Origin of the sequence: Trichocoleus sp. DQ-A3 (genome assembly GCF_039961975.1) — a bacterium.
Lineage (GTDB): Bacteria > Cyanobacteriota > Cyanobacteriia > Cyanobacteriales > FACHB-T130 > FACHB-T130.
In genome coordinates this window covers 330595-350658 of sequence record NZ_JAMPKC010000003.1, presented here as the reverse complement: position 1 = coordinate 350658, position 20064 = coordinate 330595, and the positions used below count along the sequence as shown (strand labels likewise).

The window sequence follows — 20064 nt, the reverse complement described above, 5'->3', positions numbered from 1 at the left end:
TAACGATAAAGTGTTGCGATCGCAATTCTATTTGAGCTGTGAGCCAGCACTTCAGATACCCCGCTTCTCACAGCAGCCAGTTATCTCGCCTTGCCGAATCGTTAAAGAGTGCGCTCGCTCTTCACAAAGCCGCAACACGTACGCTAGCAACACTTACGCGAACAGAGTAAGTCGGCGTTACACTTGCATGGTGGCGATGCTAAATGTGCCGATAGATGACTAAAAAAACTTTCCGTATGACTCTCACTACTGGTATAAATTTTATAATTCGGAACGCAACGAGCGTCTAACCGCTGTAAAACTGAGTCTAAACGCTGCGAGTGTTTCCAACTCTGAGATTGTCCTACAGAGTTAGAGCAGGCATGGCGAGAGTTTTCCTCGGTCACTTTAAGATAGAAAATCCGGCTTTATTCTATAGAGTTATGCAAACTTCATAAGGACATGGAAACTTACCTTGTGATTTTAGTCAGATGATTGAGTTAGATAAATCGCAGGGAATGAAGTTGGATTGCCGCTAAATACCACGGGCTTTGTTAAATATGGATCGTCAAACTTTTGCGTGGGGTCGTTCAAAAAAGAAGATTAGAGGAGCTGACAGATGGGTGGAAAGGCTGTGGGTCTTAGGGTTATTCCTAGCGGCTATCCTGCTATTTGGAATCAATCTGGGCGTACTGCCTTTACGGGATTGGGATGAGGGAACGGTTGCCCAGGTTGCTCGTGAGATTTGGCAGGCAAAGTTTGATTCTTTGAGATGGCTGTATCCGACGTTGGGAGGTACGGAGTATTTCAATAAACCGCCTTTAATGCATCTGTTGATTGCCGGTGCCTACGCAATCGGCGGTGTAAATGAGTGGACAACGCGCCTACCTGGGGCGCTGCTGAGTGCCGCTTGTGTGCCGCTTTTGTATGGCATTGGACGGGAACTATTCCGGCGACGCCTTCCAGCTCTTTTCTCGGCTTTGATTTACTTAACGCTACTACCCGTTGTGCGTCATGGGCGTCTGGCGATGCTGGATGGGGCAGTGCTGTGCTTTTTCCTGTTCATGATGTGGTGCGTGTTGCGATCGCGTCGAAACTTGCGCTACGCTCTCGGTGCCGGTATCGGGTTTGGGTTGATTTGCCTGACTAAAGGCATGATGGGATTATTACTTTTAAATATTGCCCTGGTATTTTTAGCTTGGGATACTCCCAGACTGTTAACTTCCCTCTATTTCTGGATTGGTTTGCTCTTGGGCAGTGTGCCAGTTGCCGCTTGGTATGGTGCCCAATTTCTCCACTACGGGCAGGCTTTCGTAAACACCGGCATCTTCAGTCAATCCTTGCAGCGGATTTGGGCACCCGTCGAGAATCACGCGGGTCCCCCCTGGTACTATCTGTTGGAAATCTTAAAGTACGGTTGGCCCTGGTTATTCTTATTGCCCCAAGGATTGCGCCTTGCTTGGGAAAATCGCAATATGAGCTGGGCAAAACTGGTACTGGTGTGGATGAGTGTTTATCTAGTAGCCATTTCGGTGATGGGAACAAAGCTTCCCTGGTATGTACTGCCGATTTACCCAGCAGTGGCTTTATTGGGAGGTGCCCAGCTTGCTGAAATTTGGAATGCGCCGAGTAAGAAATCCTATCCCCGCTCTTGGGTACCGCTTTTGACAGTCATGGGTTTAGCGGCGCTAAGCGGTAGTTTTTATTTTGCTGCGTTTGGCCCCCAACCGAACTGGAATTTGCAACTGGTGTTTGCATCGGCTGCTTTGACTTTATTGATAACGGCAGTTTTGATTTATCAAAAAGACCTGCAATTTATTCCCCTGCTATTTTGGGGTACGTATGTAACGCTACTGCTACTCATGACATCGCCGCACTGGAATTGGGAACTAGCAGAAGCTTATCCGGTTAAACCGGTTGCCGCGATGATTAAGCGCAAAACTCCCATCAATAAGCCAATCTACACATCCTACGATCATGGTCGTCCTTCTCTGAATTTTTATAGCGATCGCCAAGTCATCCCCGCAACGGATGCCGAACTCCAGCAGCGTTGGAAAGGTGACGCTCAACCTTATTTTTTACTTGACCAACCCACCTTCAAGCACCTGAATTTAAAGCCGGTGAAAGCGATTAATCAGGCGGAGGGTTGGCTGCTGATTACGAAACCGGCAGCTGTCAAACCAGCGAAGAGTCAGAAGCCCCAGATTAAAGATTAGACATTACGGCATCTAATAGTGTGTCAGCACCAAAGCGGACTGGATCGGTGCAGGGACGCTTTGTTTCTGCCTGTATCTGCTCGATCGCTCGTTGTGCAGTATCAGCGTCAAGATGGGCGGTGTTGAGGGCGATCGCAACTACTCGCACTGGCGCAAATGCACCGGCAGCCGCTGCCAGTGTCTCGTAAAGCTGTATGACTTCTGGCAGCGGCGGAATCGGAACGTGGGGATGATTGCGAATGGTTGCTTGTTGCGCTCGATGTACCAGCACCAGATGCGTCGGCTGAGTCCCGCGAATCAGTGGCAGCGTTGCAGTTGAACCGGGATGCAACAGGGAACCTTGCCCCTCAACAAACAGAATCTCATGCTCTTCGCCAAACAGCATCACCATTTGCTCGATAGCACCCGCAGCAAAGTCAACCCGCACGGCATCCAGGGGTATACCATCCCCCGCTATCATTAAACCGGCTTGACCTGTAGCTAGGAACTTGGAACGCAAACCGCGCTGCAATGCGGCTTTATTGAGTTCCAAACAGGTTGACATTTTGCCGATTGCCATATCTGTGCCGACAGCGAGAACCCGTTTGCAAGCGAGCGATCGCGCCTGTCCGCTTCCTATCTTTAATCCTGCGGGTTCCTGACGCACATCCCAAATCCACTGCCCATCTTTCAACAATGTCTGGATCTCCGGATGGGACGCCATTGGAGTATGCAGTCCATTGACGATAGACAACCCCGCTGCTATCCCTTGTTTTACTTCCTGCCACCATTCGGCTGGCAGGGCACCCCCAGGCGGTGCAATCCCAATCGCCAGGATATCGGGTGTATAAGCTAGCGCCTCTTCCAGAGAAGCGACAATCGGAACCTCGCGGGGGATACCTGTCAATTCTCGCAACGACTCTCCCGCACACTGGCGATCGATGACTGCCACTACTAGCGCTTCGCCATAGCGCAATAGCGCCAGTCCGGTCTTGCCGTGGATGCCGCGAATCCCTTCATGTAGCAGAATTGCGACTCGATGTTTAGATGTCAAATGCACAGCTTTTTAGAAAATAGGGAACAGAAATTTATCCAGCACTAAGGCGCTGCTTCGCTAATATTCTCCGTCCTTCTGATAACTCCCAATCCGGGTAAATCGTTGGGTAGCAATCGCCCATCTTGTATGGATGCGCCGCTAAAAGGATCGTCGATGAGATTCAGATGACTATCTAAATCTAGATAATCCGCTAGGGGGGAGAGTTGTGCCGCCGCCGTATTCGAGATGGCGCTGTCAGAATAGCAACCGAACATTACCTGCAATCCACAAGCTTTCGCTGTATGTACCATGCGAATCGCTTCCGTTAAGCCGCCACACTTCATTAGTTTGATGTTAACGCCATGAACGCGGTCTGCCAGTTGCGGGATATCCTTGCGAGTAAAGCAACTTTCATCTACAAAAATGGGTAGAGGCGATCGCGTGTACAATTCCTTAAACGACGATTCCCCCATTATCCCGACTTCTGCTTCTCGTCCTAGCGGCTGTTCCACATACTTAACACCCATCTTTGCCAGCCAACTGCACATCATCACAGCGTCTTCCAGATTCCAACCCCCATTGGCATCGACGCTTAGCTGAGCATCCGGTGCTGTCTCCCGAATTGCCATCAGCATCGCTTGATCCGCTTCAATTCCTTCGGAACTACCCAATTTCACCTTCAAAACATTTGCCCCTGTCACCTGCCGCCAATCGCGCAATCGCTGTAAAGCACCCGATGGGGAATTAATCCCAATCGTCACAGAGATGGGAACAATCCGATCTCGATCCAACCCCCACAGACGCCACAACGGTAATCCTAGCCGCTTTCCCTGCCAATCGTGCAACGCCATATCAATTGCCGCCCACGCCGCAGAAGGGATTTGCGCTGCTTGCAATACTTCCTCAATTTTCTGCTTTTCCCAAGGGCTATATGCCTCCAACAGCGGCGCGATGCCTTGCAATGCCTCCAAGAGAATCTCTGTGGTTTGTCGCGGTTGTCCGACTCCAATGGAAAAAGGCGAAGCTTCCCCCCAGCCTTCAATCCCCTCTGCGATCGCGCGTACCCACACATTCATGGTTTGCGCTGTCGTCCCGCGACTGATGGTTAAAGGAAATCGCTTGTTTACCGTGAAGGTTTCTACGCTAATCTGCATTGTTGTATGCTTTATGATTTTTGAATCTACTTTGGATTAGTTTATGAAAAACCTTAGCAAGTGGAAAATTTTAAATTCTAAAATGGTGATAAATAATCAATGGTGTAAAGTTAGGCAAGATGAAGTCGAATTACCCAACGGGCAAATCGTCGATGACTTTTTTGTAAATATTCGACCTGATATTGCTGTTATTTTACCAATCACTCAGCAAAAAGAAATTGTTTTTGTCCGTCAATACCGTCATGCCGTCGGAGAAATTTTATTAGAACTTCCTGCGGGTGCTTTTCATCCAGCGGAAGAGGATAGTGTTGTAGCCGCTGCCAGAGAATTAGAAGAAGAAACAGGATATGTTGCAGAGCAATTCATTCATCTGGCAACTTTATATGATAATCCACCCAAAGATACAAATAATATTCATTTGTTTCTAGCTGAAAATGTGCGTCTAGCCAGTCAGCAAAGGCTAGATATCACCGAAGATATTGAAGTTATATTAATTCCTATCTCCAAAGTCAAAGAAACAATCGCTCAGGGTGAAATTTGTGTTTCTGGAACAATTGCTGCTATTTTCTTAGGATTAGATTTTTTATCTTGTCAAGCTGCTAAACAAGCAAATTAAAATACCCTGAAGCTTCAAGGGTGATAATATTAAATGTTTTTTAAATGAATTTTTAATCAACTACGCCTATTTTAGACATCTTCATATTTATATAAGGTTAACTTAATTGTATTCTCTAGATTTATAAGAAGAACATTCGTGGCAAGGGCCAAACGGGTTTACTGCACAACGGATATAAGCAGAATGAGCATTAAACTGACAAGTAATATCCCCAATTAAATAACCCACGCCTTCAATGTAATGTTGATCTGAAGGCATTTGCATTCTTTGCATTTGCCGAGCTTCTATCCTCCGCATCGCTGCTTGCAAACCCGCCATGTTTCGTGCTTCTATCCTGCGGACGTGCCACACTGAAAGCAGCCCTGGTATTAGACTAACAACAAAAATGAGGAGAATTTCTAACACACGCTTATCCCTTCATCTTATCCTTATACAATTCTATCCGATTCATATAAGTAGGTAGCCGTAAGTATTTTTAAAGTCAGTTTAGCTTATGCACTACCCATTGAAACTTTGCGAATAATGGGTTTCTCTATTGTTCAAGTTAAGGCTAAATTCGCTTTGCCGTTTAAGCATCTCAATTATAACTTTCCAGACATTCTCTAGGTCGAGTGGTCTGAAACGCCACATTCCTAATTGATGGAAGTTATTAACGTCTATTCTTTAGTCTTCAGTCTGCAACTAGCGTACCGCTACACTAACCATTCTATTTTTAAGGTTAGCGTGATTTCCCTCTATCTCGAAAGAGAGCCAATGAAGCTTAAACTTATTCAACCAAAGGTATACAAATCTCTAGATCCAAGAGCCTATTCTAGGATCTAGAATGGAACACTGCATTAGGTGTAGTGAGAGAATATCCGTGCTGAACCTCGACTCCTTCTTCCCCCAAGAAATGACGACCGCGCCCGAACATCCCCTAGCAGCAAATCGAGATTTGCCGATTTCGGGACAAAGCGCATCTAAGGAAAAAATTCGTCACATCCAACAACGCGATCGCATTCCGGGAGTCGTCAAGCGGATAGTTTCCTTAGATGCGAATAGTTTCTGGGAATACTGGTGGTGTGTTCCAGGGCGCATCTTGCTACCGGAAGATGTAGAACTTTTAAGAAGCGATCGCCTCCGTGTAGAATCGATCCTGTCAAAACTGGTTTGGCTGTTTGGCGGTTACTGCTTTGGAGACGATACTCCCCAGCAGGGAGAGCAAAAACCCATCTATGATTGGCAGCAAATCATAGAATTTGCCCGACAGCATGGGTTTGAATCTTATGTGCTGGATATCGATTTTCTCCCCAGCGCCATTCAGCTTGATAACCGAAATTCCCAGCTAACTGAAAAGACTTCCTCTACTACTCATGTTGCCGTTGAACCTGCTCATTGGCATATTGAGTTTTTTCGACTGCAACCCGCCGAAGCTGAATTTTTTGAGATTCAGGAAGTAAAAAACCTCTGTAGCTGCCAAATCTGGACTGGCAAGCCGTTCCTCAAAAACCTACAAACTGGCGAAGCCGTAACCCGATACGACTTGTGGGTTTCCTATCCGGGTCATATCACAAATACTCCCTGGATGCAATAGACTCCAATACCAAAACCTGGGTGGAAATGTGGTACTTTGACCGTTCAACTTAACTCTGTCCTGCTATTAACTAATCCAATCCATCGCGTTTAGAGCCAATATTGTCATGAAAAAGCATACTCAAGAAAAAGCCAAGACTTTAGGAGACTGGGCATACCTAGCGATAGAAAAACACTTTCAAAAAACGATTAAGCACGAATCTGACGTTATCAAAGACAAAGATCCAGAAGCGTTACACCAGATGCGCGTGGGAATTCGTCGCCTACGTTCGGCGGTAAAAGGTTTTGCACCCGCGCTGGATCTTCCCAAGTCAGCCCAAGAAAACAAGATTGGCAAAATTGGTCATCGTCTTGGCGGTTTGCGGGATTTAGACGTGCTTCAGGACGCCCTAAAAAATCGTTACCATCCGAATTTACCCTCTAAAGAACAGAAATCTTTAAAAGAGGCGATGAATGCTCTGGATAAACAACGCCAGCACGCGCTAGAACAAGTCCGGGATACCCTAGAGCATCAGCAATACAACAAACTCAAGCAATCGTTGCAAGGGTGGTTGAAGCATCCGACTTATCAAGAAATTGCTCAGATGCCGGTAGAGCCGGTTCTGCCAGATTTACTGTTGCCAGAAATAAGTCAGTTATTGCTCCATCCAGGTTGGTTGCTAGGAGTTGAATTTAAAGCAGGACAGATTGAAGGCAAAGAACTAAAACAATCAGCTGTATCGCGACTTTTAGCAGATGAGGGAGAAGTTCTCCACAGCTTGCGAAAAGAAGCCAAGCGCGTGCGTTACCAAATGGAACTATTTTCTGACTTCTATGGCCCTGCTTATGCAGGTTATCTGCAAGACGTAAAGTCAGTTCAAGAAACTCTGGGGAAAATTCAAGACTGCGTTGTTTTAGTAGATGTGCTGAGTGATGTCTTGCACTCCAAACTCAAACACCAACTGCCAACACTAACTGAACAGCTAGATCAAACTGTTTATGAAGCTTGGGAAGAGTGGCAACCCCTACAAGAGCGTTACTTAAATTCCCAAACAAGACAAGCCTTTCACCTGGCATTGTTGCAGCCGCGCGATGAAAGTGATATTGACAATGAACCGAAAAATGAACACACAAACGAACACAAGAATCAACAAAGTGGCTTAAAAGATGGGACTAGCGGTATCGGTTTTGGCACATAGCTTTAGGGATGCAAAAGGAGCTTTTATTCTGTAAAACGATGGGCTAGCCTGAAAGTTGGAAAAAATATTCTGATTAACGGATGCAAAAGTTCATAAGCCGACTGCGCGTGCGATACCACGAGATGGACTCCTTGGGGCACGTTAACAACGCAGTCTATCAGCATTACCTAGAACATGCAGCAGTCGAACACGATGAACATCTCGGCTTTAACCAGAAAGTCTACCAGGAACTCGGCGGCGGCTTTGTAATGCGGCGGATCGAGATAGACTATTTGCGTTCTGCTGTTGCAGGCGATCGCTTAGAAATTACCACCTGGCTACACCTAATTCAAGGAACCCGTGCCATCCGTCGCTATGAAATCCGCAAACAGGAAGAAGCTCCGCTATTAGTGACAGCAGAGGCGTTGTGGGTGTGGGTGGATCTTGCCGCAATGCGTCCGCGAGCCATCCCTAAGCAGATCCTAGATGCCTTTGGGCAATTGTTTGAGTCTGCGGTATCCGAATAAAAAATCCCTTGCCTAAGGCTAATTAAGTCATTAGTCACCAGTCCATTGTTATGGGTCATGCATTCTTTGTTACTGACCCATGACCTATGACTTGTAACAATCTTTAATTATTTTGACTCCTTGAATATATCTTGCGGCAGAAGGGTGTGCGATCGCCATACCCGTAGAATCTCTCTGGTCTAATCAATTGACCACTGGTTCTATAAATGACCTTGATGGTCAGCGATTCTCGCGTATTGCCAGATTCTACGAAATACAACAACAAGGAGAATTAAATAATGCAGCGCATTTTTTCAGCATTAGGGCAAGCATTTCGCAACAGTATTTTGATTCTGGTTACGGTGAGTTTGCTTAGCCTCTCCAATTTATTCATTTTTGCAAATCAGCCTGCTTATGCAGCGACAAGCTCAAGTGCAAATATTAACCGTACTTCAGACCCTACTGAAGACGCTAGTTTTCGAGAAGAAGCTTACGAAGAAGCCGCAGAACAAGCTCGGAATCCAGATAAGCAGGATGAGATTTACAACGAAAGTGTAAAAGCAAACAAAGGGCCACAGGCAGAGAATGGCTTAGTTGAAGGAGCCAAAGAACTGGTTGAGAAAGTAACAGGTCAAGGCGATAGCAAATAGCTATTTAGGTAATTGATTCGTGAGTCATTAGCCCTTGCTACGGATTAATGACTCATGACAAATGGCGTAATAATTAGGGATTAGACTTAGCGCAATTTGGAACGTCAGCACCAGCTTGTCTCTTTGATAAATTGACTTCCCATCCAGGTAAGTTCCACCAGACAACACGCTTTTGCGGCTGTATCCAAAAGTCTAGATGGTTGATATCGCCGTTTTTAAACACAAGCGTTGGAAATTTTGGATAGTCGCGATCGCTCGTTTCTGAGTAATTGCGTCCGAAATAATTCATGCAAACTCTTAAGCCCTGAGCAACGCCCAATTTTTCAACTCCAGTGCCTTTTAAGGTTGAATCATCGTAGCTAAGCGTTCCACTATATGATTGTCCGGCTAATGACCCTTGAGTCACATTAACCGTGAAGTCATAGGTAACGATAGACGCTTGGGCTTGACTGGTTGCGATCGCAGCAGAACCAAGAGTGACAATAGCGATCGCCACTGAAAATTTGGGGGACAGGTTGAGCATGGCAGTGTTGATTGATGTTTTAGAGGTTAGTTGTGAGTATCACTCATGAGATGCAATAAACAGGACAATTTCAGCGATTCTTGAGTCCTGGTGGATAGGAATGCTTAATGGACAGTTGCCGATGTACAGGGATTTAGATAACTATCAATTGCGTTATTGAACCTAAAAAGAGAATTTCACATTAGATTCCGTTAGAAAATTGCAGAAATTCTTTCTTTTGTACCACGTTTTTTATTGAGAATTTATTTCAATACATGAAATTTTGTTTGACATCGACCTCTAGATTAACCCTTGCACTTGTAATTCAGGAATTAGCATATTCATAATTAGCCGATGATCTTCGTGATCAGCATTCGGATTTACAACAGAGGTCGCATTGTTGCCAAACTTGTTATTTTGCCCTGCCCAAGCTGCAAGTGCCTGATCTTCAGCAGATAATACGTCTGCTGCTCCACCGCTTGTAAAGAGTACAGGTAAATTGGCTCCTCCCGCCAAACTCAATATCTTTTTAAGTTTTGCTTTCGTATCCATGTCGCCTGCTAAAGCTTGACCAATACGTGCCTCTACTTTATTGCTACCCTTCGCTTTTGCTGCTTTGTAGGTGCTTGGCATTGCCCGGTCTAAAATCAAAGCTTTCACGTTTTCGCCCCGACTCTTCATAACTCGCTTCACTAAAGTAGCAGCTACTGGACTACCTAACGAATAGCCATGAACAATGATGTCAGTTGATGGGACATTCAATGTATTTCTCACATAGTCATACATAGCTTCGGCATCTTCATAGAGTCCGGCTTCGCTGGGATCGCCCCCGCCGCCACCGGGTCCATTGACGGTCTTGTAACTGTCTCCAAACCCTCGATAGTTTATAGCTAAAACTTGTGCCCCAGCAGGAACATACTCACGAGCAATCTTTGTCATATAGTCCTCTGCTGAACTCCCACTTCCCGATAAAGTCAGAACTGTTGTGTTTGCTCCACCACCAACAGGTCTGTAGAGTTTTCCTGTAAGAGTATTTCCATTGGTGCTTTGAATCGAAACCGCTTGCGTAGCGATAGCGTTAGGATTTATTAATCCCCCACCCAAGGTATTACGACGAGCGGTCTCGTCCCCAAAAAGCTCATTCCGGGCTACACCAGCTACATCATTTGCTACTGTTTTCGCACGCTGGAGTGTAGGGCTATGATTCACATGAGTAACTAACTTTCCTTTAGGCTGTGGTTGTAACTGGCACTGAATAGCTCCCCTATTTTGCTGTACAGTTTTTCCCAGTGAAGGTTGCAAGGTTGTTGGAGAATTTAAGCGATTGATTACTTGAGCCGCAACACGATCCGCTTCCTGCTCATACTTATCTCCTGGCTCCCCAATGGTCAACTTTGCCTGTATTGGTGGTTTTGACAACTGTTGCGAAGAGTTCAAGGGCGATCGCTTTCCCCCCAGTTCCACTCCAGGTGTCCCCAGCCGACCCATAGCCTGGATTTGTGGGGCAGCTTGTTCCCCAGGCAAAGTAACCGCAACCTTAGAAAAGTCAAATCCGCTTCGCGATGCCCTTTCCTGGTTCTGCTCCCAGTAATCATTCATTTTCGCTTGCAACAGACCTAACTGTTCCTGCTCGACAGGGGTGATGGTGCCACGCTCTTCCTTGAGCTGAAGTCCAAAAGCTTCAAACTTGTTCTGATTAAAAGCTTGATTCGCTAACTCTTCTGGTGTCTGTTGCTCCTTCGGCTTCATCTGTATGGGAGCCGCAAACGGGCGACTTCTCAACTGAATCGTCGGCTGTGATATGTAAGACTTCTGCTTTTGGAATGAATGCGTTCTCTCAAATCCCATATCAGCCTTTGCCTCTGGTAGTGCGTGTCAAGTGGTATCAGATGCCCTTGATTATCGGTACCGCTGCGATTTCTATATCATAAAACAAGCAACAAAATACTCTAAGTTTAAAAAACTTGATTGTAATTTTTGAGTCAATCCTATAATTATAAGTTCTAAAATTATGTCAGCTAAATGACGGTTTGTAAGACATCTATTTCAACTTGATGGTTCAACTTGATTGAACCTGGCTAAAATCCTTATTTGGCGTGTTCCATAATCTTTTTTCTATGTCTGTTGCGATAATTATAGAGATGAGTGACGGGACAAATTTTCTTAAGAACTGGCAGAAGTGTTGAAAGATAGCTCAACACTTCTGGGCAATTTGGTATTTTGTGCATTACTAGAACACATCATTACCTGTTTAGGATTACCAAATTAAGTTGCAATATTCAACGCAAAGGTACGCCAAGGAAAACGTTAAGGTTCACAAAGAGATTATTACTCACCGTCCAAGTTTGAACTCAAAACTTTGTCCTTGGGTTGTTCAGCTTTCTTAGAAGTCCGTTTTTTTTGCTGAGTTTTCGGTTTAGTAACCTTGTCCTGTGGCTTCTCTTCTAGCGGTTTGGGTGGGGGTGCGGTGCCAAAGACAGGCGACCATTCTTCTCGCAGTTTCGCGATCGCTTCTTCCTTCAGTTTCGCTTCTATCTCAATCCAGGGAACGTTGCAGTAGGCACTGGGCATCACGGTGATAAAATCGCTATGATGCGGATCGCCAAAGGATTCCCGCCCGTTGGAGATATGAACTAGCTGCCATTCTGGCACGGGCCAAGTCGTCCGTGCTGCTGCTTTCATCTGAGCGATGCTGGGGTGTTCGTAGCTGTCCAGCTTTTCGTGAATAATGTGGTGATGGGCGTCAAAGACCATTGGCACGCCAGCTTCGCGGCAAACAGCGAGAATTTCTGCCGCACTATAAGCGTATTCGTCGTTTTCTAGGGCTAATCTTGAGCGAATTTCATCGGGTAAATCGCGGATGACTTGGATCAGTCGCTCAGCGCGATCGCCCTTACCACCATGTATCTCCATCATCGCCCAAGGCGATCGCGGTTGCCCCAATAAATCCATATTCCGGGCGTGCATTTGCAGAATCTTGATACTGTTCTCAATCACAGAGGGTGTATCTGAACTGAGGACAACAAACTGATCCGGGTGTACGACTAATCGGATGCCAAGAACCGTTGCGCGATCGCCTGTTGCTCGCACCTGTTCCGTAAATTCCTCTAGCATCGCCTCACCCAAATCAGTATCGGCAAAAGGAAATATCCCTGAGGGAAGTCGATAAAGCCGGAGATTATTTTCTACGCAGAAATCCAACGCATTATTTAAGCGTTGCAAATTGTCGGTATACAGCTCCCGCAGCACTTGCTGCTGTTCCGCTGTTTCTAGTTGCAACAGTCGTTTGCGAGTGAGGGCGCGGTAACGCACTTTGTCAGACGTTGTGATGCACACCAATCCTAATTCGGGTGGTGATTTTGTAGAAGTGGAATGCGCGTTTGTCCGGTTAGGCAGATTGCTTATCATCATTGTTTTATCCTTAGTTTTCGTTTGGTTTCAAAAATTTGGATTGCCAAGGCGGTTTGTTAAAAAAATATCTGACAAATTCAATAGGACTCAATCCAGTTTTGTTCGTAAAAAAACGCGAGAATTTTCGCTGCGTAGAGACGCGATGAATTGCGTCTCTACAATCTCGCTGTTTAACGAGCCATGTTATCCGAACTTTGCATTTACCCTCGCTAAATTAATTAGAAACCGGCACGCCTTTAAATGGCTGGGTATTGGGAATATAAATGTCTAACGTATTGATTCCCTGCGGAACTTGTAGCCAAACATAGGCATCGGCTGAGGCACCTTGTCCAATGCTGCCAAAATCCACTGAAGGAGTCGCACGTTTAGGAGAAACCGCCTTGTAAGTCTCGTTTGTATTCGGATTGCGGGCAGTTATTGCAGATGGGTTTAAAACATCTATATCTGGATCGGTCGGACTTGCAACCCGTCGAATCCGAAACTGCATATTTACGACATTCCGAGATCCCGTTTCTGGATCGGCAACGCGCCTGACCGAAAGTAATTCTACTTGCGCCTTGCTGTTAAAAGCCGGTTGTACAAACTGCCCTGGTTGAATTTTGGCATTGGTGTTGGTGGCGTTAGTCGGAGTAGGCACTGAAGAGGCGGCGCTAGTGGGGCTGACGGTGGGAGTACTCTCTGCATCTGGTGTCGGGCTAGATGTTGGCTCTCCGGCAGGCGTCGAACCGCTTTTTAAATTAGCGATCGCGTTGAGTTCCTCCCGCAGTTCAAAAACTTGATAGGCACTGAAGCCACTGCCAATAATCGCCAAAATTGAAAGTACAACTGCAATGCCAGATAAAAAATTGCTCATACCGTTTTGGTAAGGGGTAATGGATCGTGAGTCAGAAGCAACGAACTCAGAAGAAATGACTAAAGACTCATGATTATGGACGAATAATGACTGACAAATCTCCACGATCCATTACCGATTCCCTCCTATTTAGAAATGGGCACATTCTTAAATGCCTGTACCTCCGGCACGTAGAGGTCAATAGAATTGACGTTTTCTGGCACCCTCAGCCAGACATAGGCATCTGCTGACGCTTGTGGGCGCAGCTGGAACAAAGAAACGGTTCCCGTCGAGCGATTAATCAAGTCAACGGCTTTGTAGGTTTCGCTCGTCTCTGGATTCCGCCCAGTGGTTCCGCCCACAGTAATGATGTCACCCCCAACCACTCGATCCGCTGACAGACGTCGGACGCGCATCTGCACGTTTACCACGTCGCGGTTTCTGGAATCGGGATCTTGAATTCGCTTCACAGACAGCAACTCTACTTGCCCCTTGGTGCCCAAAGCAGGCTGTACAAATTGACCGGGTTGAATGTCAGCGCTAGATGCTGGCGCAGCTGGCGCAGTAGTCGCGGGTGCTTGAGCTTGGGGCGATGGCGCGATGGTGGGTACTGGGGAAGCGGGGGCGGTTCCGCTCACTGGGCTGGTGTTCGCATCCGCAATCGGCACATTTTTAAACGCCTGCGTTTGATCGACATAGATATCGAGGGTGCTAACACCTGCGGGGACTTTTAGCACGACATAGCCTTCTTGCGGTTGCCCCAGGCGCATCTGATATAAAGAAACCGTTCCTGATGAACGCTTCAAGGGATCGAGTGCTTGATAAGTTTCGCTGGTGATCGGATTCCGGGCAGTTGTCCCACCGACATTAATCAGGTCTCCTCCCACCACATCGTCTGCAAGACGATTAATTCGCATATCCACGCTGACTTCATCAGGCGCACCGAGAATTCTGCGGACGGCGATTAATTCTACCTGCCCTTTGTTGCTTAAAGCAGGCTCAACAAATTGACCGGGTTGGATGCCAAGGCTGGGCACTAGCGCGACTGGGGCAGTTGGGGGGACGGTGGGGCTAATGGTTGGGCTGACAGGAGGGCTAGCGGTCGTCACTGGAACTTCTGCGGGAGCGATCGCATTTTCTTGTTGCATTCGCTGATACAGCCACCAACCAGCAGCAACTAAACCCAATGTCGAAAGTGCGCTTAATAGAGCAACCAAAAAATATTTACTTCCGTTGTTCCGACGGGGTCCCTCTGTATGGCGATTGCTTTTCTCAAAATCGCGCTCTTGAAGTGCCATGATTATAAGTACCTATTTTTTTCGGTTGTAAATACAAAAAAATCTATGATTATTCTGTATTTTATTCACTTTTTAAGACTCGATAAGCTCTACCATTAGAAATATTTTTATTGGTAAACTAAATCGTGCTTTTGCACCTATCCAAGGTAGTATTTTTATTGACAAGTCAGTTTTATTTGGAAAAATCTGAATGGTAAGTAGGTTGTCAAAAGAAAGTATCAGCTTATCCCAGCATAAAGAAACCTGTAGTCTCAAAAAAACAAGTTTATCTATTTTTAGCTTTTTCCCGCGCCCCTACTTATTCCTAAAAATTACTAAAATCAGTAAATGCCTGAGTTTCCTGTTGCTCCTAAACACACAATTGCTATCCTGGCAGGAAGCGGCGAGGGCAAATAATCCCGCTGTTTCTCCGAATCCTTCGATAAATTCAAAGCAGGTTTCTCAAGCAGAAAAACCCCAATCCCCTGCGTTGGTTTGTCCTGCCCAACTAGGAAACGCGATTGAAGCTGTCACCAACCGTCCGGAATTTTCTCGTACTCGTTGGGGAATTTTAATAGAACCATTATCGACAAATTCAAAATTTCCAGAACGCACCCTCTACAGCCGCGAACCAGACCGTTACTTTATCCCCGCATCGAATACAAAGCTGCTGACAACAGCAGCGGTTTTAAACAAGTTAGGTTCTCAGTTTCGGATTCGCACCTCAGTTTATGGCACAAACGGGGGAGAATTGCGCGTAGTGGGACGAGGTGATCCTAGTTTCAGCGATACCCAGATAAGAGGCTTGGCACAACAGCTAAAGCGCCAGGGAATTCGTCAGGTGCAGCAGCTAATTGTCGAGGATGATTACTTTCAAGGACAGGCAGTAAATCCCAGTTGGGAATGGGGCGATCTACAGGCACCTTATGCGGCACCCGTTAATAGTTTAATTTTGAATCAAAATGCTACCGTGCTGACCCTATCACCGCGATCGCCTGGGCAACCGCTACAAACCGCTTGGATCGATCCAATTGCGATCGCGCAATGGCGGCTGGAAAATAATACGGTGACAGCGGAAGTGAAATCACCCGCAGCGATCGCCGTTAGCGCTGTACTGGGGAAACCTGTATTGCAGATTAAAGGTCAGCTGCCTGCGGATGCCGAACCTGCATCTTTAGGTGTGGCAGTTCTCGACCCAGCCCAGTATTTTTTGCAGCACTTCCGGCAGGCTTTAGTAATTGCGGGGATTCCTGTCGCACAGTCGCAGCTGGGATCTGGCAAGGAAAGCCGGGAGGAACGGGAATTAGCTGCTGTGGAGTCGCCGCCGTTAGAAACTCTGTTGGTGGAGACGAACCAGAACAGCAATAATCTCTACGCAGAAGCTTTATTGCGAACTCTGGGTGCCACCAGCAAAGGCGAGGAAACCCCGCCTTCCGAGAATTCTGCGGCAATGGGATTGGCTGCTGTCAAGCAGACTTTAACGGAATTAGGCGTCGATCCTAATAGTTACGTGATGGCTGATGGTTCCGGGTTGTCTCGTCATAACTTAGTGAGTCCAAAAGCACTGGTGCAGACTCTCGAAGCGATCGCACAAACGAAAGAAGCCGCAATTTACCGCGCCTCTCTCCCAGTTGCCGGTGTCAGCGGCACCCTAAAAAGTCGCTTTCAAAATACCCCAGCTCAAGGCATTGTGCAAGCGAAGACAGGAACGATGAGTGGAACGGTTTCCTTATCTGGGTATATGAATCACCCAGAGTATCAAACGATCGTTTTTAGCATTCTCGTCAATCAATCCGACCAATCTGCCCCAACAATACGGCAGGCGATGGACGAAATTGTGCTGCTACTCACTCGCTTGCGTCGCTGTTGAGTGCGATACATCTGTAGGGGCATGGCAATCAAAAAGCCCCGACCAAGCCCAGTTCGCCGGGTCGGATTTGGAGATCCCCCAACCTCCTTAAAAAGGGGGCTATGAGCAATTTCCCTAATTTATCGAGAGTTTTAGTTGGGAAAAACTCGAACGGTATCACCGGCAATCGATAGCTGCACTCGCGTTCCTACCGGCAAGGCGGTATCAGTCATCGTGCGAGCGTGGAGTTCTTTGCCAGAGGGAGTTTGGAGGCAATATCGGTACTCGCGCCCTAAAAACCGTCGGGTTCGGATGACAACCGATGCATCAGGAGATGGCTGTAGGATCAAGTCTTCCTGGCGAATCATCAGTTCGCCGGTGAGGCTAGAAGTAGAGTCTTGCCGTCCGTTATGGGCGACATCAAAACAACCGACTTCTGTTTCCCACAGATGACCTTGGCGTTGGGCGGGAAGGAAGTTGGCTTGGGTGACAAATTCAGCAACAAACCGCGAGGCGGGGTAAGTATAAATTTCTTCCGGCGTACCCATTTGCTCTAAATGTCCTTGACGCATCACACCCACCCAATCAGAGATGGCAAGTGCTTCTTCTTGGTCGTGGGTGACAAAAATTGCTGAAGTGCCAATTGCTTTGAGAATCTCTCGTACTTCTTCGCGCAACCTCAAACGTACTTGGATATCGAGATTGCTCAGAGGTTCATCTAACAGAACCAGCTTGGGTCGCGGCGCTAAGGCACGGGCGAGGGCAACCCGTTGTTGCTGACCGCCAGAGAGTTCGTGAGGATAGCGCTTTTCTAATCCTTGCAGACCGACGAGAGCGATCGCATCTTGCGTGCGTTCCTTGACCTGCTGTTTACTCAACTGTTGCAACCCAAAAGCAACATTCTCCGCCACACTCAGATGAGGAAACAGGGCATAGTCTTGAAAGACAATTCCCACGTCCCGATGCTCTGGCGGCACCCAACAACGGGAATCAGCTACCGTTCGTCCCGCAATCTCCACGCTTCCGCGGTAAGGTCGTTCAAAACCCGCAATCAGCCGCAACAGTGTAGTTTTACCGCAGCCAGATGGCCCCAGCAATCCTAACAAATCCCCTGGCTGCAAAGTCAACGTTACATCTTCAACAGCCGGAATTGTATTTTGGCTAAACTGCTTCGTTACATTCTGTAAGCGTAAAATTGCCGGTGATTGCATAACTCAAAATTTAAAATAGGCGGCTTGATTAAATATCTCTTTGGCACAACAAATAATTTCAGGACTTACACAACTGTCACATGCGATAGCGAAGCGCTGCTGCGAAGCGCAGATTGCATCTCCACAATTAGGCCAAGGACATGGCTAACGATGGACGCCTGAGTTGAGCAACTAATTTTCTCCTGAGAACCTGAATGTCAACCCTACGACAAACATTTGCAATGGTACGGGACCTGTAGTGGTAACAACAAGCTCTGGCAGGAATGCAAAGAAGAATAAAATTCCCTTTGGATTAGTGATACTGGTGACCAATCCAGTCCAGAAAAGTCTTCGGTAAACAATTGGAGTAACCGTTTTCGATGACTGAACCTGCTGCTTGCTCATCAACATTTGTACTCCTAAGAACAAATATATAGCACCAGCGAAGCGTATTAAATTAAACAGAAGCTCTGATGCCTGTAGCAATGCTGATAGCCCCAGCATGGCAAAACCAATTTGTTAGGTTCTTGTAGGAAGTCGTCTTCGGTTGCTAAAGCTGAAACATCAACATTTCTTATTTTCAATCCTTGCTTCAAAGTTGCTATGACGCAAATTGCTGAACAGTCTCCAAATAAATTAGTTCTCCGCCAGAATTACGTGTCCTTCGGTCGTGTGTTCCGAGAAATTCTCGTGACCGGGATAGGAGTTGGATTCCTTCTCTGGACCGGGCCTGCAAAATTGAACTGCCAACGGATAGAACTGACGCAGGTTACGTGTCAGTTAAGCAAACCGGGCTGGTTGGGGTTGGGGGTGTGGCAGAACACACCCATTCGTAATTTGCAGGCTGTGGAGTTGACAACAAATGTCGATGATGGGGTATTCTACCAAGTTCTGTTACAAACTAGTGAAGGTGAAGTTCCTTTAAGAGAATATAAAACCTCTGGGCTGGATAATACACAGGAGAGTGTTGATCGCATCAACACCTTCCTAAAAGACCCTACAGCAACTCGCTTAAGCATTGCACAGGTAGACTGGTTGCAGTGGTTTGGGTTAATTCCTGGTATGTTCTTCCTTGTGGGAATCAACGCGCTGTATGTCAGTCTTTTGAGTATCCGCTCTAAATTGATTGAGTCTTATTGCATTGACCAAACCCAGAATCGACTGACTTACCAATATGGGAGTCTGTGGAGACAACGCCAGGAACATTATGATTTTTCAGATATTCATCGGGTTGTTTTAGATATAGACCCTTGGGCAAAGGTGCGGCTCTTTGTCGAAATGCGATCGGGCGAGTTACTTTGTCTGTGTGGGCAGGCTCACCCATCTGTAAAGTCTCCCTGGGAGGGAGCAGAGTGGCAACAAGTGCAGCCAATAGCAGATGAGGTCAGTCGTCGAGTTTACCGTCCCTGGCAATTGGCACTTGGATTTGGGCAAACCTGGATTGACAAATATGTGGCTCCAAACCCATACGCAAAAGTGACCGCACAGTGGCTGAAAGCGAACGTGCAATCATCTAAAGTTTGGGTCTTCGATCGGTCAGGCGACTGTATCCTTTCCCAGGACAGTAATACGGTCAAGACCTACACGCTGAGGGATTTTGTTGATGTTCAGGTTCAACTGACTCCTAGTAGAAGACTGGTTGCAAAAGAAGATGGTGATGGTGACAAATTCTACGATGTCAACTATCAGATCGTTTTGGTGTTGACTTCCAACAGACAGGTTGCAATTCAGCACTATTTCAGCCGCGAGTACAACTGGGAACCCGAAAGTGGCAAGCAGGCAACCGCACAAGTTCGGGCAGAAGAGACGGCTCAACGTATCCGCCAGTATGTCCGCAAAGATTAGCACAGCGATCGCCATCATCCATCAGGAAGGATCGCGTGCATGAGGAGAAACGCCTTGCCATACGGGGCATAGCGTAGTTCTTCTGAGCGATCGCGCTTTCGTGGTGTTCTTATGCGATCTGCGCTTCGCAGCAGCGCTTCGCTATCGCAGTACCAGTTGCGTAAGTCTTGAATTCGATAAAAACCATCTAGATAGCAATCTTAAGTAATTCTTGAAACTCTCTTCCTTGGCGTCCTATAGCGAAGAGAGCGCATCTCTCTAGCGCATTCGCGCCGCTTCGCGAACGCTAGCGC

General features: G+C 46.8%; 17 protein-coding genes. 8 read left to right on the top strand and 9 right to left on the bottom strand.

Going from position 1 to position 20064, the window contains the following annotated elements:
- The first annotated feature begins 539 nt into the window (after positions 1–539).
- The gene (locus tag NDI44_RS07955; RefSeq protein WP_190410716.1) at positions 540–2195 is read left to right on the top strand and encodes a glycosyltransferase family 39 protein; all 1656 of its coding nucleotides are present in this window, start codon (positions 540–542) and stop codon (positions 2193–2195) included.
- On the opposite strand, the gene NDI44_RS07950 is transcribed toward NDI44_RS07955, so the two are convergent.
- Together NDI44_RS07950 and NDI44_RS07945 are read right to left on the bottom strand one after the other, a co-directional pair.
- Entirely contained in the window at positions 2185–3234 is a 1050-nt protein-coding gene (locus tag NDI44_RS07950; protein WP_190410715.1) for a DUF1611 domain-containing protein, read from the bottom strand. The genes NDI44_RS07955 and NDI44_RS07950 overlap by 11 nt on opposite strands.
- 38 nt (positions 3235–3272) lie before the next feature.
- Entirely contained in the window at positions 3273–4364 is a 1092-nt protein-coding gene (locus NDI44_RS07945; protein ID WP_190410714.1) for a dipeptide epimerase, read from the bottom strand.
- Between the two features lie 43 nt (positions 4365–4407).
- Here NDI44_RS07945 and NDI44_RS07940 point away from each other — a divergent pair, with 43 nt between their 5' ends.
- Positions 4408–4980, top strand: a complete 573-nt coding sequence (locus NDI44_RS07940; protein WP_190410713.1) for an NUDIX hydrolase — start codon at positions 4408–4410, stop codon at positions 4978–4980.
- Between the two features lie 102 nt (positions 4981–5082).
- On the opposite strand, the gene NDI44_RS07935 is transcribed toward NDI44_RS07940, so the two are convergent.
- On the bottom strand, positions 5083–5385 hold the full coding sequence (locus tag NDI44_RS07935) for a DUF6464 family protein (protein ID WP_190410712.1): 303 nt from the start codon (positions 5383–5385) through the stop codon (positions 5083–5085).
- A gap of 454 nt (positions 5386–5839) precedes the next feature.
- Between NDI44_RS07935 and NDI44_RS07930 the strand changes: the two genes are divergently transcribed.
- The 4 genes from NDI44_RS07930 (at position 5840) to NDI44_RS07915 (ending at position 8865) form a co-directional block, all read left to right on the top strand.
- Entirely contained in the window at positions 5840–6553 is a 714-nt protein-coding gene (locus NDI44_RS07930; RefSeq protein ID WP_190410711.1) for a hypothetical protein, read from the top strand.
- 106 nt (positions 6554–6659) lie between these two features.
- A complete protein-coding gene (locus NDI44_RS07925) occupies positions 6660–7730 on the top strand; it encodes a CHAD domain-containing protein (protein WP_190410710.1) in 1071 nt (356 codons plus the stop codon).
- An 80-nt stretch (positions 7731–7810) separates the two neighbouring features.
- A complete protein-coding gene (locus tag NDI44_RS07920) occupies positions 7811–8236 on the top strand; it encodes a thioesterase family protein (protein ID WP_190410709.1) in 426 nt (141 codons plus the stop codon).
- 278 nt (positions 8237–8514) lie between these two features.
- Complete coding sequence (locus NDI44_RS07915; protein ID WP_190410708.1) at positions 8515–8865, top strand: hypothetical protein; 351 nt, start codon at positions 8515–8517, stop codon at positions 8863–8865.
- Positions 8866–8938: 73 nt separating this feature from the next.
- Here the strand turns inward: NDI44_RS07915 and NDI44_RS07910 are convergent, their stop codons facing one another.
- From NDI44_RS07910 to NDI44_RS07890, 5 genes are all read right to left on the bottom strand, one after another.
- Entirely contained in the window at positions 8939–9388 is a 450-nt protein-coding gene (locus NDI44_RS07910; protein WP_190410707.1) for a hypothetical protein, read from the bottom strand.
- A gap of 279 nt (positions 9389–9667) precedes the next feature.
- Positions 9668–11215, bottom strand: a complete 1548-nt coding sequence (locus NDI44_RS07905) for an alpha/beta hydrolase (RefSeq protein ID WP_190410706.1) — start codon at positions 11213–11215, stop codon at positions 9668–9670.
- Positions 11216–11695: 480 nt separating this feature from the next.
- Positions 11696–12778 (bottom strand): UV DNA damage repair endonuclease UvsE, encoded by a 1083-nt coding sequence (gene uvsE, locus NDI44_RS07900; protein WP_242036951.1) that lies wholly within the window; start codon positions 12776–12778, stop codon positions 11696–11698.
- A 214-nt stretch (positions 12779–12992) separates the two neighbouring features.
- Positions 12993–13631 carry a hypothetical protein gene (locus tag NDI44_RS07895; RefSeq protein WP_190410705.1) on the bottom strand — a complete coding sequence of 213 codons (639 nt, stop codon included), beginning with the start codon at positions 13629–13631 and terminating at the stop codon, positions 12993–12995.
- A gap of 125 nt (positions 13632–13756) precedes the next feature.
- The gene (locus NDI44_RS07890) at positions 13757–14908 is read right to left on the bottom strand and encodes a hypothetical protein (RefSeq protein ID WP_190410704.1); all 1152 of its coding nucleotides are present in this window, start codon (positions 14906–14908) and stop codon (positions 13757–13759) included.
- A 343-nt stretch (positions 14909–15251) separates the two neighbouring features.
- On the opposite strand from NDI44_RS07890, the gene dacB reads away from it, so the two are divergent.
- Positions 15252–16757 (top strand): D-alanyl-D-alanine carboxypeptidase/D-alanyl-D-alanine-endopeptidase, encoded by a 1506-nt coding sequence (gene dacB, locus NDI44_RS07885; RefSeq protein WP_339380881.1) that lies wholly within the window; start codon positions 15252–15254, stop codon positions 16755–16757.
- Positions 16758–16888: 131 nt separating this feature from the next.
- Here dacB and NDI44_RS07880 read toward each other — a convergent pair whose 3' ends face one another.
- Complete coding sequence (locus NDI44_RS07880) at positions 16889–17947, bottom strand: ABC transporter ATP-binding protein (protein ID WP_190410702.1); 1059 nt, start codon at positions 17945–17947, stop codon at positions 16889–16891.
- Positions 17948–18529: 582 nt separating this feature from the next.
- Here NDI44_RS07880 and NDI44_RS07875 point away from each other — a divergent pair.
- Complete coding sequence (locus NDI44_RS07875) at positions 18530–19771, top strand: hypothetical protein (RefSeq protein ID WP_190410700.1); 1242 nt, start codon at positions 18530–18532, stop codon at positions 19769–19771.
- Positions 19772–20064: the final 293 nt, after the last annotated feature.

Excerpts from the sequence above, each read along its gene's own strand:
- NDI44_RS07875 (WP_190410700.1), top strand. The coding sequence starts at position 18,530 with ATGACGCAAATTGCTGAACAGTCTCCAAATAAATTAGTTCTCCGCCAG.
- NDI44_RS07880 (WP_190410702.1), bottom strand. The coding sequence starts at position 17,947 with ATGCAATCACCGGCAATTTTACGCTTACAGAATGTAACGAAGCAGTTT.
- NDI44_RS07945 (WP_190410714.1), bottom strand. The coding sequence starts at position 4,364 with ATGCAGATTAGCGTAGAAACCTTCACGGTAAACAAGCGATTTCCTTTA.
- NDI44_RS07915 (WP_190410708.1), top strand. The coding sequence starts at position 8,515 with ATGCAGCGCATTTTTTCAGCATTAGGGCAAGCATTTCGCAACAGTATT.
- NDI44_RS07895 (WP_190410705.1), bottom strand. The coding sequence starts at position 13,631 with ATGAGCAATTTTTTATCTGGCATTGCAGTTGTACTTTCAATTTTGGCG.
- NDI44_RS07905 (WP_190410706.1), bottom strand. The coding sequence starts at position 11,215 with ATGGGATTTGAGAGAACGCATTCATTCCAAAAGCAGAAGTCTTACATA.
- NDI44_RS07925 (WP_190410710.1), top strand. The coding sequence starts at position 6,660 with ATGAAAAAGCATACTCAAGAAAAAGCCAAGACTTTAGGAGACTGGGCA.
- NDI44_RS07940 (WP_190410713.1), top strand. The coding sequence starts at position 4,408 with ATGAAAAACCTTAGCAAGTGGAAAATTTTAAATTCTAAAATGGTGATA.
- NDI44_RS07920 (WP_190410709.1), top strand. The coding sequence starts at position 7,811 with ATGCAAAAGTTCATAAGCCGACTGCGCGTGCGATACCACGAGATGGAC.
- NDI44_RS07910 (WP_190410707.1), bottom strand. The coding sequence starts at position 9,388 with ATGCTCAACCTGTCCCCCAAATTTTCAGTGGCGATCGCTATTGTCACT.
- NDI44_RS07955 (WP_190410716.1), top strand. The coding sequence starts at position 540 with ATGGATCGTCAAACTTTTGCGTGGGGTCGTTCAAAAAAGAAGATTAGA.
- uvsE (WP_242036951.1), bottom strand. The coding sequence starts at position 12,778 with ATGATGATAAGCAATCTGCCTAACCGGACAAACGCGCATTCCACTTCT.
- NDI44_RS07890 (WP_190410704.1), bottom strand. The coding sequence starts at position 14,908 with ATGGCACTTCAAGAGCGCGATTTTGAGAAAAGCAATCGCCATACAGAG.